The sequence below is a fragment of the Gordonibacter pamelaeae 7-10-1-b genome, from assembly GCF_000210055.1.
In the GTDB taxonomy this organism is placed as follows: domain Bacteria; phylum Actinomycetota; class Coriobacteriia; order Coriobacteriales; family Eggerthellaceae; genus Gordonibacter; species Gordonibacter pamelaeae.
In genome coordinates this window covers 2495540-2509281 of sequence record NC_021021.1, presented here as the reverse complement: position 1 = coordinate 2509281, position 13742 = coordinate 2495540, and the positions used below count along the sequence as shown (strand labels likewise).

The following is a 13742-nucleotide window of genomic DNA, read 5'->3' as shown; positions in this document are numbered from 1 at the left end:
CGGCCGCCCGGCGCGTGGTGAGCGTGGGGCGCGGCGTGGCTGCGCAGGAGGACCTTGCGCTCGTGGACGAGCTGGCCGCTGCGCTCGAGGCCGAGGTGGGCTGCACGCGCCCCGTGGCCGAGGGGTCGGGCTGGATGGCGCGCGAACGCTACATCGGCGTGTCGGGCGCCCTGCTCAAGCCCGACCTGTTCGTGGCCGTGGGCCTGTCGGGCCAGATCCAGCATATGGTGGGCGCCAACAGCGCCAAGACCATCGTGGCCGTCAACAAGGACAAGAACGCCCCGGTGTTCAAGCAGTGCGACTACGGTATCGTGGCCGACCTGTACGAGGTGCTGCCCAAGCTCTCGGCCGCACTCGGGGCGTAGGGCGCCGCGCCGCGGCAAACCGTGCCGGGCGGCAGCGAGCCGCCCGGCCATTCCAACCGATTGCAAGGAGGAGCAAACCATGGACCAGGAGTTTTTCGCGGGTTTGGCCAAGAACGTGAGCGACGGGCCCACCCCCTTCGTCAACATGGCCCAGCTGCAGGCGGAGGCCGTGGAGGAGCGCCACGTGAGGCTGCGCCTCCCCGTGGCCGAACGCCACTTGAACCACGTGGGCATCGCCTACGCCGGCAGCGAGTTCGTGCTGGCCGAGATAGCAGGCGGCACGCTGTTCATGGCCACCTACGGCACCGACGAGTTCGTGCCTATCTTGAAGGGGGTGGAGCTCAAGTTCCTGAAGCCCGGCACGAAGGACCTCGTGGTGGACCTGTCGCTCACCGAGGAGGAGGCCGAGCGGAAGATCGCCCCCGTGCGAGAGCGCGGCCGCGGCGACTACTTCCTGGAGATACCGGTGTTCGACGTGGACGGCGAGCAGGTTGCGCAGATGGACTTCAACTACTACGCGCTTCCCGCTAAGAAATAACCTGCGTCCGCATGGGCCATGCGCGCCCGCGGGCGCGCCGAGCAAGGAGGAGACACGAGTATGAAACGCTATGATGCGATCGTGATAGGGGCGGGCATCGGCGGCCTTGCGGCCGCGCTGCTGCTCGCCGAGAGCGGCAGGAGCGTTGTGCTCTTGGAGAAGCGCAACCAGCCGGGCGGGCGCATAGGCTCGTCGAAGCGCGATGGCTTCACGGTGGATTTCGGCGTCCACCTGATCTCGCGCGGCGAGAAGGGCCCGCTCGTCCAGCTTCTGGAGCGCTGCGGTGTTGAGCACGGCATCGAGTTCACCAAGGTACGTCCCATCCAGACCACGGGCGGGGAGAGCTTCAAGTTCCCGCACGACCTCAAGGGGCGCGTGCCCGACGCCGACTTCGAGGCCGTCGTCAAGATGGTCACGGACGTGAAGGGCATGAGCGACGAGGAAACGCACGCGTTCGACGGCCAGACGCTCGAGGAGTTCCTGAGCACCTATACCACCGACCCGTTCGTGCATGCCTGCGTGAGCCAGGTGGGCTTCATCTACTGCTGTATCCCCGAGTACCGTCTGTCGGCCGGCGAGTTCGCCCGCTGCCTCAAGTGGGAGGCCGAGGCGCGCTCTTCGGGATACCCGACAGGCGGGTGCGTGTCCATCATGGAAGCGTATCTGGCGGGACTCGGGCGCTATGGCGTGGACGTGCGCTTCGGCGTGCCGGTGGACAAGGTGCTGGTGGAGGACGGCCGGGCCGTGGGCGTGGTGGCGGGCGGCGAGGAGCTCCGCAGCGACCTCGTGGTGTCGAATGCTGGCATCAAGGAGACGGTGCGCGACCTCGTGGGCGAGGGCGCCTTCGACGCCGAGTACGTGCGCTACGTGGACGGCCTGGAGATATCGTTCGTGTCGATCATCGCGCGCTTCGCGCTCGACACGGTCATCAGCCCCGAGATCAAGATGCTCTCGGGCTTCTCGTCGGTGCCCGTGAGGGAGTACAACGACAAGCTCATGCGGGGCGAGATCCCCGAGGAGCTGAACTCGTTCATCGTGGTGCCCTCGAGCTTCGACCCGTCGGTGGCGCCCGCGGGCAAGCAGCTCGTGATGATGACCACGGCCGTCCCCGCCGGCATCAAGGACGAGTACTGCCCAGCTATTTTAGACGCGCTCATCAAGGTGGCCGAGAGCCACTTCCCGGGATTGCAGGAGCACGCGCTGTTCGTGGAGCGGGTGTACCCCTCCGACGCCGCGCGCATCATGGGCGAGGAAGGCGCGGGCATCGGCATCGCCCAGCAGGCAGGGCAGGCCGGCGTCGACAGGCCTCCCATCAAGACGCCCCTCGAAGGGCTCTACATCGTGGGTGCCGAGGCGGGGGGCTCGGGCGTGGGCACGGAACTTGCCGTGAACAGCGCCATCGAGTTCTTCGACACCTACGTGGCGTAAGGGAAATCGTCCGTCCAGGATTCGCAAAGGAGATGGTTCCATGGCAAAGCATGCCGACATACCGGAGTTCGGGAACCTGCAGGGCGTGAAGGTGGTGGTGTCGGCCGTCTCGACGGCCGGCCCCTTCGCCGGGGAGCTGTTCGCCGAGAACGGCGCCGACGTCATCTGGCTCGAGCCGCCCCGCGGCATCGACCCCTACCGTTGGACACAGGACGGCTGGGGCGTGCAGAACGAGCGCCGGAACATGCGCAACCTCATGCTCGACGTCGTCTCGCCGGAGGGTCATGACGTGTTCCTGAAGCTCGTCGAGACCGCCGACATCTTCATCGAGGCTTCGCGCGGCGGGCAGTGGGAGAAGTGGGGCTATACCGACGAGCTTCTGTGGGAGCATAACCCGAAGCTGGTCATCGGCCATATGTCGGGCTACGGCCTCACGGGCGACCCCGCCTACGTGAGCCTTCCCGGCTACGACTTCACCGTGAACGCGTTCTCGGGCCTCATGTACCTGAACGGGTACAAGGACGGGACGCCCTACATGATCCAGAAGTTCGTGACCGACTACTACGCGGGCCTGTTCGCCTACGGCTCGGCGCTCGCGGCCTACGTGGGGGCGTTGCGCACGGGCAGGGGCGAGAGCTTCGATCTGGCCCAGTACGAGGCGGCCGTGCGGTGCCAGGCGGGGCTGTTCTGCAAGTGGTTCGACAAGCAGGTGCAGGAGGAGCGCGGCGCCGGAGCCCCGCGCGACAACATCTCCGCGGGCGCGGGCTACTACGAGTGCGCCGACGGCGAGGGCGTGTACCTGTTCACGGCCGGCCAGTCCACCACTAAGAAGGCCGTCGAGTTCTTCGGGCTCGAGTACGGCAGCGAGCTCTTCCCCGAGGGCATACCGTCGGTGGGCATCGAATCGCCGGGCGCGCCCGTGTTCGATGGCGCCATCGAGAGGTACTGCTCCGAGCACACGGCCGCCGAGTTCGCCGAGGCCATGGCCGGCATCGGCATACCGTGCTCCGTGGTCATGAACTACGAGATGATGGAGAACCACCCCCATTACCTGGCCCGCGGCACGTGGACCGAGTGGGACACGGTGGACGGCCGCACGGTGAAGGGCGTGGCGTCGGTGCCGCGCTTCAAGAACAACCCGTCGCAGATCTGGCGCGGCTGCCCCTCGCAGGGCATGGACAACGATGACGTGCTGGCGGAAATCGGCTTCGACCAGGGGGAGATTGCGGCGTTCTACGAGAAGGGCATCCTGCGCAAGACCGATTACGTGGGCGGGCTGTGATGGCGTCGCTCGTCTCGCTGCTGGACGAATCGGCGCGGGCCTATCCCGATCAGACAGCCCTGTGCTTCCGTGACCGGGAGTTCACGTACCGGGAGATGCACCGGCGCGTCGATGCGCTTGCCGGCGCCCTTGCGGGGCTCGGGGTGGGCAAAGGGGGCTTCGCCGCCGTCGTCTCGGCCAACTCGAACGTGACGGTGGAGGTGCTGTTCGCCTGCGCCCGTTTGGGGGCGGTGTGCGAGCGCTACAACGTGAGGCTCTCTCCACGGGTCATCGCCCAGCTGCTTGCCCGGTCCGAAGCGCGCGTGGCGTTCGTCTCGGCCGCCCTGCGCCCGGCTTTGGCCGAGGCGCTGGTTGGGATCGGCCGAACGCTCATGATCGTGGACGTGGACGGCGGCGCGGGCGCGGAGTGCGGCGGCGTGCCGCGCTACGAGGAGCTGCTCGCTTCTGCCGATCCGGTGCCGAGCACAGGCGACGTGGACGACGGCGACCCCGCCATGCTGCTGTACACGAGCGGCACGACGGGGCTGCCGCGCGGCGTGCTGCTTTCGCATGGCGCGCTTCTAAGGCGCACCGCCATCGATATCGAGGGCATGCGCTTCTCGCACGACGACATCCTGCTGTGCGAGCTGCCGTTGTTCCACGTCACGTTCGTCTCGACGCTCGCCACGCTGGCGCTGGGCGCGCGCCTCGTGATAGCCGATTCGCACAAGCCGGCCGACATCGCCGCGGACATCGTGCGCACGGGCGCCACGCGCACGGCGCTCGTGCCGTGCCTCATGCGCGGGCTCGCCGACTACGTGGCGCGGGAGGGCATCGAGCTGGACACGCTCGAGCTCGTCATCTACGGGGGCGAGCCGGTGGAGCCGGAGCTTCTGGAGCACTGCCGCCGCCTTCTGCCCTGCGGTTTTCTCCAAGGCTACGGCATGACGGAAACGACGGCTGCCATAACCATGCTGCTTCCCGAGCACCACGAGCATCCGCGGCTTCTGCCAACGGTGGGAAAGGCGGTGCCGGGCATGGAGATACGGATCGTCGACGACGAGGGGCGCGCCTGTGCCGCGGGGGTTCCCGGCGAGGTGCTCGTGCGAACCGACACGCTGATGCTCGGGTACTACCGCGACCCCGCGCGCACGGCCGAGGCGGTGCAGGACGGGTGGTATCGCACGGGCGATATCGGCTTTCTGGACGCAGAGGGCTTCCTCACGTTGGTGGACCGTAAGAACAACCTGGTCATATCGGGGGGCGAGAACGTGTACCCCCTCGAGGTGAGCCGGTGCATCAAGGCGCTTGCCGGAGTGGTCGATGCCGTGGTCGCGGGGGTGCCCGACAAGCGGTGGGGCGAGTCGCTGGCAGCCTTCGTGGTGCGTGCCGAAGGGTCGCGCATCTCGGAGGCCGATATCGTGGCGCACTGCGCGCGCGAGCTGGGCGGCTACAAGAAGCCGCACGCCGTGCGCTTCGTGGACGATCTCGGGCGCAGCGCATCGGGCAAGGTGTCGCGCGAACAGCTGGAGGAGCTCAAGGGACTGCTGTAGCGCAGCGCGCACGCGTGCGGCGCGTCCGCGGTGCGCGATGCGAAGGCAACGACGAGAGGAGAGGATGCAGGCATGGCGGATTTCGATGCCGTGGTCGTGGGAGCCGGTTGCGCCGGCTCCGTTGCGGCCTACGTGCTGGCCCGCGAGGGCAAGAGCGTGCTCATGATAGAGCGGGGCTCCGATGCCGGGGCGAAGAACATGACCGGAGGGCGCTTGTACGCCCATGCGCTCCGGGCGGTGTTTCCCGGCTTCGAGAGCGAGGCGCCGCTCGAGCGCAAGATCGTGCGGGAGCGGGTGTCCCTCATCACCGAAGACGAGAGCACGACGGTGGAGTTCGCCTCGCCGCGCCTGGGAGAGGACGAGGCGGCCTCGTACTCGGTGCTGCGCGGGCCGTTCGACCGCTGGCTCGCTTCGAAGGCCGAAGACGCCGGCGCGGAGTGCATCTACGGGATAGCCGTGGAGGATCTTGTGTGGAACGGTGGGCGCATCGTGGGCGTGCGTGCGGGCGAGGACGAGATAACGGCCGACGTGACCATCCTGGCCGACGGCGTGAACTCGCTGCTGTCCGAGAAGGCGAAGCTCGCCAAGCGCCCGGCGCCGCACCAGCTGGCCGTGAGTGCCAAGGAGGTTGTGGAGCTTCCCGAGCAGACCGTGACCGACCGCTTCCAGGCGAACCCCGGGGAGGGCGCGGCCTGGCTGTTCGCGGGAGCTGCGACGCATGGGCACGTGGGCGGCGGCTTCCTGTACACGAACCGCTCGTCCGTGTCCATCGGGGTGGTAGCCACGCTGTCCGACCTCTGCACGTCGTCGACCCCGGTGTACCAGATGCTCGAGGACTTCAAGAACCATCCGGCCGTGGCGCCGGTGCTGGCCGGCGGGCGCACGGTGGAGTACTCGGGGCATCTCATCCCCGAGGGCGGCTTCGACATGGTGCCGCAGATGTGCTGCGACGGCTGCCTGCTCACGGGCGATGCCGCCATGCTCTGCATCAACCTGGGGTACCAGGTGCGCGGCATGGACTACGCTATTGCGGCGGGCAGGATGGCGGCGGAGGCGGCCCTCGAGGCGCTGGATGCGGGCGACGTCTCGGCTGCGAGGCTCGCGACGTACCGTGCCAAGCTGGAGGACAGCTTCGTGCTGAAGGACCTGGCGGCCTATCGCGGCTTCCCGGCGTTCATGGAGGGCACCCCGCGCATCTTCGACGGCTACCCGCAGATGGCTGCGGACATCATGCGCGGCCTGTTCACGGTGGACGGCTCGCCGGTGCGGCCGCTCAAGGGCACGGTCATGGGGCCGGTGAAGGGCATGGGCGTGCTCAACCTGCTCAAGGATGCGCGGAAGGGGATGAAGGTGCTATGAGGGAGGCTGCTGTCAACGTGGACGAGAAGCTTGCTGTTGACAAGTTCGAGGTGGACGAGGGGAACCCGCACATCGTATTGCGCGAAGAGCCCGATCCGGCCGCGTTCGACAAGCTGGTGCTGTGCTGCCCGGCGGGGCTCTACCGGCGCGACGAGGAGGGCAGCCCGAGCTTCGACTGCGCGGGCTGCCTGGAGTGCGGCACCTGCCGCCTGCTCTGCGGCGACGCCCTCCTCGAGAAGTGGGAGTTCCCCCAAGGGGGCATGGGCGTGTCGTACCGTTACGGGTGATGGGGAGCGCGGGCTCTCCGCGACGTCGGGGGGCGCCCGCAGCGGTAAGTGCGGCGGGCGCAGCCTCCTAGTTGTCGCGCGCCAGGCGCCGGTAGAGCAGGGCGAAGGCCACGGCGGCCACGGCCACCCAGGCGAGCGTGGTGGCAACGGGCGCGATGGCGTCGGACGAGAACAGCTCGCCCTGTGCCAGAAGCATCCCCAGCTCGTTCATGCCGCCGGTGGGCAGGTAGGGGGCGATGTCCGAGAGGCCGTCGACCATCTGGGCGAACATGGGGGCGATGCCCGCCACGAGGATGGGCATGCTCAGCACGCCGGCCGACATCTGGTCGCGCGCCACCAGCCCCAGCAGAAGCGACAGCAGCACGATGGGCACCGATCCGGCCACGCCGATGGCGAGGAACGCCGGCAGGCCGGCCAACGGCTGCCCGATCACCAGGTAGCAGGCCGCATCCACCAAGGCGATGGCCAGCAGCGTGACCAGCCCGCGCGAGGCCAGCATCTGCTCGGCGCTCACGTTCGCCAGCATGAGCGTGCGCAGTGTGTGCTTCTCCTTCTCCTCGGCGATGGCGTTCAGCGTGGCCATGGAGGCCACCATGGTGGCGGTGAACAGCAGCGACCACGACACGAGCATCGAGGAGAACGCCTCGGCCGCCTCGCCTTCCATGCCTCCGCCCACGGCGTTCTTGTAGAAGAGCATGAACCCGACGGGCAGAAGGCAGCATACGAGCATGGTGGGGTTCTTCACCACGTCCTTGAGGTCCTTGCCGAGCAGTGCCCCGGTCTTGCGCAACGTGGCTTCCATCTAAAACTCCCTTCCCGTGAGCTCCAAGAACACTTCTTCCAGATCGGGCTCCACCGAGTGGATCGAGAGGCACGTGCCCGAGGCCAGCGCCTCCGCCACGGCCGGCGCGCCGGCGGCGTCCTTCGTGGCGCGCACGATGCGGCCGCTCGCCAGGCGCATGAGCACCTCGTTCCTCGCGAACCGCAGGCGCAGCGCATCGGGCGCGTCGCAGGCGACGAGCGCGCCCTCGTTCAAGATGCCCACGCGGTGGCACAGGTCCTCGGCCTCGGCCATGTCGTGCGTGGTGAGGAACACGGTAGTGCCGTGGTCGTTGAGCTCGTGCAGCATCTTGTGCACCTCGGCGCGCGCGGCGGGGTCGAGGCCGCTCGTGGGCTCGTCCAAAAACAGCAACTCGGGGCCGTGCACGAGCGCCGCCATGAGCGCGGAGCGCTGGCGCATGCCCTTCGAGCAGTTCTTGACGAGGGTCTTGCGGTCGTCGGCCAGGTTCATGCGCTCGAGCAGCGTGGGGATGTTGTTTCCCGTCACGCCGCGCACCTTCGCGTAGAAGCGCAGGTTCTCCTCGATGGTCATGCGCTCGTAGAGGGCGCTCGTGTCCGAGAGGATGCCGATGCGCTCGTAGTCGCTGTTCGTGGCGTGCTCGATGGCGCGCCCGAACAGCATGATACGGCCGGAGTCCTTCACCAGCTGGCGTGTGAGCAGCTTGATGGTGGTGGTCTTGCCCGCGCCCGACGGGCCCAGGAAGCCGAAGCACTCGCCGCGCTCCACCTCGAAGGAGAGGTGGCAGAGCACGCGCTTGGCCTTGAAGCTCAAGGACACGTCGTCCATGGACAGCAGGGGATTCATGGGTGGTTGCTCCTTTCGTTTCCGACGGGGAGCATCTTCTCGTGAGACGATGCGCTGATCAAGGGAAACGCGACGTCGAGAGCGCACCGCACGACGAGAGGAGCATGAGGCGCGACGACGGGAGCAGGGGAAGGGTGTGACAGGGGGACGGGGATAATGTCACGCTCCCGGGAGCCTTGCGAGCCTCTATCGCGCCGGGGAGCGTGACATTATCCCCGTCCCTTTGTCACACCCTACTCGTCGCCGGGGATGCGCGGCGCGGCCACGACGAGCGCGACGAGGCTCGCGACGATCCATATAAGCTGGGCGACCGCCGGCAGGATAGAGCCGGGGGCGAGCAGCGTCCCTTCCGCCAGCGCGTAGACGAGCGCGAACCCGCCGCCGGTGGGCAGGAGGGGCAGCGCCTGGAACGTGGCTTCGGCGTATGTGAAGAACAGGGGCGCGATGCCGGTGATTATGATGGGCAGGCTGAAGAAGCTCGCCGCCATCTGGTTGCGCGAGGCGAGACCCAGCACGAGCGACAGCGCGGTGAGGGGAATGCTGGCTGCCACGGTGATCAGCATGAAGGGGAGCAGGCAGTCGAAGGCTGCGCCCGACACCAGGAAGCAGACGGCTCCCATGAGCGCGGTCCACAGCGTGCTGACGACGCCGTGCGCGGCGACCATCTGAGCGCGGCCGACGCCGGCCAGCTCCAGTGTGCGCAGCGTGCGCTTCTCGCGCGCCTCGGCCATCGGGTAGACGGTCGTCGTGCCGGGCACCATGGCGGTGGAGAACAACATGCCGGTCGCGAGCAGGAACAGAGGGGCGTCTTCGTGGGCGACGGGGTCGATGACCACCAAGCGGAACACGAGGAGGAACAGCGGGGGGAAGAGGCAGCATGCCAAAAGCCCGGGGCTTTTCGCCACGTCCATGAAGAACTTCCGCACGAGCGTCCCGAAGATGCCCGGGCGGGAAGCGGCCTGCTTCTCGTTCACCATCGGTAGCGCTCCCTCATCTCCTCGGCACGCCCCTTCGCCAGCGGGATGGACGTGCGCGCGGCGTCGTTCAGCGTGAGGTTGAAGCTGTTGCGCGTGTAGTGCTCCACCTTCGCCACCTTCTGCACGTTCACGAGGAACGATCGGTGGCACCGGAAGAACCCGGCGCGCGACAGCTCGGCCTCCAGCTCGTCCATCGTGCGCGGCGTCTGATAGCGCTCGCCGCGCACGACGAGATACGTGGCCTTGTTCATGCTCTCGGCGAAGTCGATGTCGCGCGGGTCGAACAACAGCGTGGCGGTCTCGGTGCGCGCGGGGATCTTGAGCACGCGCACCTCGTCGCCCTCGTAGGCGGATTCCCGATCGTCGTCGCCGTCGTCGTCCTGGTCGACCATGATGAAGCGGCCCTCTTCATGCCAGCAGGCCACGCCGGGCATGAGCAGCGCCTCGCGCAGCGGCTCGACCGTGGTGATGAAGCGGCAGCCCTGCTCCATGTGCTCGGCGATCCAGGAGAGCGCGATGGCGCGTCCTTCGGCATCGAGGTCGGACAACGGGCGCTCGAGGAAGCACGCCTCGGGCTCGAAGAGGCTCGCGCGCGCCAGGTTCACGAGCGCGAGCGCCGAGGGGGAGAGGCTTCCCATCTTGCGCTTCGCGACGCCGCGCAGGTTGAAATGCGCGATGGCGTCTTCGTGATGCACCGAGCTGCGCGCGATGCTGCCGTAGAAGCGCAGGTGCGCGGCCACGGAGTCGCGCTCGAAGCCGCGGTCGGTCTCCACGACGAACGCGCAGCGCTGCGTGCGGTAACGCGCGCGCACGGCCGCCAGCAGGGCGGCGGACGTCTCGCGGCTGCACTCGACGTGCACGTTGCGATCGTCGGCTACCAGCTCGTCGATGGAAGCGAATTCGGCCATGCGGCGCTACTCCGCGCGATCGGCCGGGAGGATCTCGAGCCAGCAGCCGTCGGGATCCTCGATGAAGTAGATGCCCATGCGCTCGTTCACGAAGCACACGCAGCCCATCTCCTCGTGCAAGGCGCGCGCGGCGTCGATGTCGTCCACCTCGAAGGCCAGGTGCGTGTCGCGACCGCCGTTGACGTAGGGCTCGGTGCGCCCGCGGTTCCAGGTGAGCTCCACTTGGAAGTCGGTCTCGCCGTTGCCGACGAACACGTTCTCCCACGACCCGTCCTCGGGTCCCATGCGCCGCTGCACCGTCAGGCCCAGCGCACGCTCGTAGAAGGCGAGCGACGCGTCCAAGTCGAGGACGTGGATGCAGCGATGGATCATCTTGGCTTTCATGGCGGTTCCTTCCTGCCTCTGCGTGCGTTCGCTGGAAGTATACCCGAGATCGCGCTTGTGCGATGCCCGCTCGACCGAACCGCCAGAAGGGGGGCGCTGCGATTCGCCGGTTGAGCGCCGGCAGCGGCCCTGCACCGTGCTCGAGGCATTCCGCTCCAGCCGCCAGCGCTTTGGCAAAGATGCGTTTATTGAGCAGATTTGCGGCTTCGTCCGATATGCGAACGCACGATCGGGGCCGTTGCCGTAAAATCTTGGCGGAATTCATCCCCTCCCGGTCGCTCCGGTTCGCCTGCGCCGCGCGACGCGGCGAAGGCAGCAGGGAAGGAGCGCGCCTATGTGCGGAATCGTCGGCTACACCGGAACACGCCCCGCTCGGGACATTCTCATCGAAGGCCTGCGGCGGCTCGAGTACCGCGGCTACGACTCGGCCGGCATTGCCGTCGAGCAGGATGGGAGGCTCGCGGTCGTGCACCGCAAGGGCAAGGTGAGCGGGCTCGCCGAGACGGTGGGCAGCCTCGGTTTAGCGGGCACGTGCGGCATCGGCCACACGCGCTGGGCCACGCACGGCCGCCCCAGCGAGCGCAACGCGCACCCGCACACATCCTGCGGCGGCCATATCGCCGTCGTCCACAACGGCATCATCGAGAACTTCGCCGAACTGCGCGACGAGCTGGCCGCCCGGGGCCACGAGCTCACGAGCGAGACCGACACCGAGGTGGTGGCGCACCTGGTGGAGGAGGCGTACGCGGGCGACCTGCTGCAGGCCGTGCGCGAGGCGGCCTCGCGGCTCATCGGCGCCTATGCGCTGGCCGTGGCCTGCGATGCCGAGCCGGGCACGATCGTGGCCATGCGCAAGGACTCCCCGCTGGTGGTGGGGCAGGGCGCGGACGGCGCCTACGTTGCATCGGACATGATCGCGCTCATCGACGCCACCCGCGACGTGGTGGTGCTGGGCGACGGCGAGGCCGCGAAGCTCACGCCGGCCGGCATCCGCTACTTCGGCGCGTCCGGGGAGGAGGTCTACGACCCGAAGGTCACGCACGTTGATTGGGACGTCGACGTGGCCGAGAAGGGCGGCTACCCCGACTTCATGATGAAGGAGATCCACGAGCAGCCCCGCGTCATCCGCGACACGCTGGCCGGGCGCCTGGTGGACGGCCATTTGGCCATAGACGAGCTGGACCTCTCGGCCGAGGAGCTCAACCTCATCGACCGCGTGTACGTCATCGCGTGCGGCACGTCGTACCATGCCGGCCTCATTGCCAAGAACCTGGTGGAGGGCTGGGCGCGCATCCCCTGCGAGGTGGAGGTGGCCAGCGAGTTCCGCTACCGCAACCCCATCATCACGCCGTCCACGCTGGTGGTGGCCGTGTCGCAGTCGGGCGAGACGGCCGACACGCTGGCCGCCATCCGCGACGCACGCGTGAAGGGCGCGAAGGTGTTCGGCATCACGAACGTGGTGGGAAGCCCTGTGGCGCGCGAGAGCGACGGCGTGATCTACACGAAGGCCAACAAGGAGATCGCCGTGGCGTCCACGAAGTCGTTCTTGGGCCAGGTGGTGTCGCTCACGCTGCTGGCCCTGCTGCTGGCGCAGTCGAACAGCAAGCTCACCACGAACCAGGTGCGCCTGCTGTTCGGCGAGCTGGCGGACACGGCCGAGCAGGTGGAGGACATCCTGTCCGATACCGCCGCAATCGACGAGGCGGCCCTCGCCTGCAAGGACGCGGCCAGCGCGCTGTTCATCGGCCGCGGCATGGGCGCGGCCGTGAGCCGCGAGGGCGCGCTCAAGCTCAAGGAGATCAGCTACCTGCACGCCGAGGCCTACCCGGCCGGCGAGATGAAGCACGGACCCATCGCGCTTCTGGACGAGGGCTTCCCCGTCATCGCCATCGCCACGCAGAGCCCCGTGTACGACAAGCTGGTGTCGAACCTTCAGGAGAGCAAGGCGCGCGGCGCCATGGTGGTGGCCGTGGCGACCGAGGGCGACGAGGACATACGGCAGCATGCCGACCACGTCATCTACATCCCGAAGGTGCGCGACGCGCTCTCGGCCATCACGGCCAGCGTGCCGCTGCAGCTGTTCGCGCGCGCCATCGCCGTCGCCCGCGGCTGCGACGTTGACCAGCCCCGCAACCTGGCGAAATCGGTTACCGTCGAGTGACGGCCTGCGGGTGCGCGGCGGCTTTGGGAGCCGGGAGCCTAAGCCAGGCTGCGGCGAGGAGGGAAGAGAGAGGAATCACCTGTGGGCGATACTGAGTTGGACGAGGCGTTTCCCGTGGCCGAGGGCCAGGTGGGGCTGGGGGTGGACATCGTGGAGATCGCGCGGGTGAGGCGCATCCTCGAGCGCACGCCGAGCTTCCGCGAGCGCGTGTTCTCGGAGGAGGAGCGCGCCTACTGCGACGCCGCGGCGAACCCGGAGGTGCACTACGCCACGCGCTTCGCGGCGAAGGAGGCCGTGGTGAAGGCGCTCGGCACCGGCTTCACGCGCGGCATCGGCGTGCGCGACATCGAGGTGCGCCGCAACGCCAAGGGGCGGCCCTACGTGGTGCTGTCCGGCCGCGCGAAGGAGGTCGCGGCCGAGCAGGGCGTGCGGGAGCTCCCGTTGTCGCTGTCGTTCACGCACACCGACGCCGTGGCCTGCGCCATGGCCATCACTGAGGACTCGCTGCGCGCCGCCGAGAAGCGCGTCGACCCCATGGAGGAGCTCTCGCGCCAATTCAAGGAGGCGCGCAGCATGCTCGACGAGCTGGACGCCCCGCCAGCCACGGCAGCGGGTGCGGCTCCTGGCACGCCTGTCCGGTAGGACGTCGCCGCAGGAGCCCCGGCAGGGGCCCGGCGGACGGGCGGGCGACTGCCGAACGGTGCACCGGGCCACCCGCTTCCCCGTTTTACCAGGGGGATGCATTGAACTTGTGCGACGAACCCCTTATGTTGGATCAAGGCACGGGAGAGCGGCGGAGAGGCGAAGAGGTGAGCGTATGGCGCCAGGAAACGGTTCGCAAGGCAGGCGCGCAGGCAACGGAGGGGAGGGCGAGGG

General features: G+C 68.2%; 14 protein-coding genes. 9 read left to right on the top strand and 5 right to left on the bottom strand.

Annotated features, from left to right (window positions below; translation table 11 throughout):
• The 7 genes from GPA_RS11690 to GPA_RS11660 all read left to right on the top strand — a co-directional run.
• The coding region (locus tag GPA_RS11690) for an FAD-binding protein (protein WP_197533097.1) at nucleotides 1-365 on the top strand (365 nt) is incomplete at its 5' end.
• A 79-nt stretch (nucleotides 366-444) separates the two neighbouring features.
• A complete protein-coding gene (locus GPA_RS11685; protein ID WP_015539988.1) occupies nucleotides 445-903 on the top strand; it encodes a PaaI family thioesterase in 459 nt (152 codons plus the stop codon).
• Nucleotides 904-963: 60 nt separating this feature from the next.
• Nucleotides 964-2331, top strand: coding sequence for a phytoene desaturase family protein (locus GPA_RS11680; RefSeq protein WP_015539987.1), 1368 nt, complete (start codon nucleotides 964-966; stop codon nucleotides 2329-2331).
• A 40-nt stretch (nucleotides 2332-2371) separates the two neighbouring features.
• On the top strand, nucleotides 2372-3613 hold the full coding sequence (locus GPA_RS11675; RefSeq protein ID WP_015539986.1) for a CoA transferase: 1242 nt from the start codon (nucleotides 2372-2374) through the stop codon (nucleotides 3611-3613).
• Nucleotides 3613-5145 (top strand): class I adenylate-forming enzyme family protein, encoded by a 1533-nt coding sequence (locus GPA_RS11670; protein WP_015539985.1) that lies wholly within the window; start codon nucleotides 3613-3615, stop codon nucleotides 5143-5145. Before GPA_RS11675 ends, GPA_RS11670 begins: the two co-directional genes overlap by 1 nt.
• Nucleotides 5146-5217: 72 nt before the next feature.
• Nucleotides 5218-6504 carry an FAD-dependent oxidoreductase gene (locus tag GPA_RS11665; RefSeq protein WP_015539984.1) on the top strand — a complete coding sequence of 429 codons (1287 nt, stop codon included), beginning with the start codon at nucleotides 5218-5220 and terminating at the stop codon, nucleotides 6502-6504.
• Entirely contained in the window at nucleotides 6501-6791 is a 291-nt protein-coding gene (locus tag GPA_RS11660) for a ferredoxin family protein (RefSeq protein ID WP_015539983.1), read from the top strand. Before GPA_RS11665 ends, GPA_RS11660 begins: the two co-directional genes overlap by 4 nt.
• Nucleotides 6792-6858: 67 nt before the next feature.
• On the opposite strand, the gene GPA_RS11655 is transcribed toward GPA_RS11660, so the two are convergent.
• The 5 genes from GPA_RS11655 to GPA_RS11635 all read right to left on the bottom strand — a co-directional run bounded on the left by GPA_RS11655 (nucleotide 6859) and on the right by GPA_RS11635 (nucleotide 10705).
• Complete coding sequence (locus GPA_RS11655; RefSeq protein ID WP_015539982.1) at nucleotides 6859-7593, bottom strand: ABC transporter permease; 735 nt, start codon at nucleotides 7591-7593, stop codon at nucleotides 6859-6861.
• Nucleotides 7594-8436 (bottom strand): ABC transporter ATP-binding protein, encoded by an 843-nt coding sequence (locus tag GPA_RS11650; RefSeq protein ID WP_015539981.1) that lies wholly within the window; start codon nucleotides 8434-8436, stop codon nucleotides 7594-7596.
• Between the two features lie 233 nt (nucleotides 8437-8669).
• The gene (locus GPA_RS11645) at nucleotides 8670-9413 is read right to left on the bottom strand and encodes an ABC transporter permease (protein ID WP_015539980.1); all 744 of its coding nucleotides are present in this window, start codon (nucleotides 9411-9413) and stop codon (nucleotides 8670-8672) included.
• The gene (locus GPA_RS11640; RefSeq protein WP_015539979.1) at nucleotides 9407-10321 is read right to left on the bottom strand and encodes a LytTR family transcriptional regulator DNA-binding domain-containing protein; all 915 of its coding nucleotides are present in this window, start codon (nucleotides 10319-10321) and stop codon (nucleotides 9407-9409) included. Before GPA_RS11640 ends, GPA_RS11645 begins: the two co-directional genes overlap by 7 nt.
• Before the next feature lie 6 nt (nucleotides 10322-10327).
• Entirely contained in the window at nucleotides 10328-10705 is a 378-nt protein-coding gene (locus tag GPA_RS11635) for a VOC family protein (RefSeq protein WP_015539978.1), read from the bottom strand.
• A 334-nt stretch (nucleotides 10706-11039) separates the two neighbouring features.
• On the opposite strand from GPA_RS11635, the gene glmS reads away from it, so the two are divergent.
• A complete protein-coding gene (glmS, locus tag GPA_RS11630) occupies nucleotides 11040-12866 on the top strand; it encodes a glutamine--fructose-6-phosphate transaminase (isomerizing) (RefSeq protein WP_015539977.1) in 1827 nt (608 codons plus the stop codon).
• A gap of 81 nt (nucleotides 12867-12947) precedes the next feature.
• Nucleotides 12948-13508: a holo-ACP synthase gene (gene acpS / locus GPA_RS11625; RefSeq protein WP_083809100.1), complete on the top strand. Its 561-nt coding sequence runs from the start codon at nucleotides 12948-12950 to the stop codon at nucleotides 13506-13508.
• Nucleotides 13509-13742: the final 234 nt, after the last annotated feature.

Excerpts from the sequence above, each read along its gene's own strand:
- GPA_RS11685 (WP_015539988.1), top strand. The coding sequence starts at position 445 with ATGGACCAGGAGTTTTTCGCGGGTTTGGCCAAGAACGTGAGCGACGGG.
- GPA_RS11680 (WP_015539987.1), top strand. The coding sequence starts at position 964 with ATGAAACGCTATGATGCGATCGTGATAGGGGCGGGCATCGGCGGCCTT.
- GPA_RS11675 (WP_015539986.1), top strand. The coding sequence starts at position 2,372 with ATGGCAAAGCATGCCGACATACCGGAGTTCGGGAACCTGCAGGGCGTG.
- GPA_RS11670 (WP_015539985.1), top strand. The coding sequence starts at position 3,613 with ATGGCGTCGCTCGTCTCGCTGCTGGACGAATCGGCGCGGGCCTATCCC.
- GPA_RS11665 (WP_015539984.1), top strand. The coding sequence starts at position 5,218 with ATGGCGGATTTCGATGCCGTGGTCGTGGGAGCCGGTTGCGCCGGCTCC.
- GPA_RS11660 (WP_015539983.1), top strand. The coding sequence starts at position 6,501 with ATGAGGGAGGCTGCTGTCAACGTGGACGAGAAGCTTGCTGTTGACAAG.
- GPA_RS11655 (WP_015539982.1), bottom strand. The coding sequence starts at position 7,593 with ATGGAAGCCACGTTGCGCAAGACCGGGGCACTGCTCGGCAAGGACCTC.
- GPA_RS11650 (WP_015539981.1), bottom strand. The coding sequence starts at position 8,436 with ATGAATCCCCTGCTGTCCATGGACGACGTGTCCTTGAGCTTCAAGGCC.
- GPA_RS11645 (WP_015539980.1), bottom strand. The coding sequence starts at position 9,413 with ATGGTGAACGAGAAGCAGGCCGCTTCCCGCCCGGGCATCTTCGGGACG.
- GPA_RS11640 (WP_015539979.1), bottom strand. The coding sequence starts at position 10,321 with ATGGCCGAATTCGCTTCCATCGACGAGCTGGTAGCCGACGATCGCAAC.
- GPA_RS11635 (WP_015539978.1), bottom strand. The coding sequence starts at position 10,705 with ATGAAAGCCAAGATGATCCATCGCTGCATCCACGTCCTCGACTTGGAC.
- glmS (WP_015539977.1), top strand. The coding sequence starts at position 11,040 with ATGTGCGGAATCGTCGGCTACACCGGAACACGCCCCGCTCGGGACATT.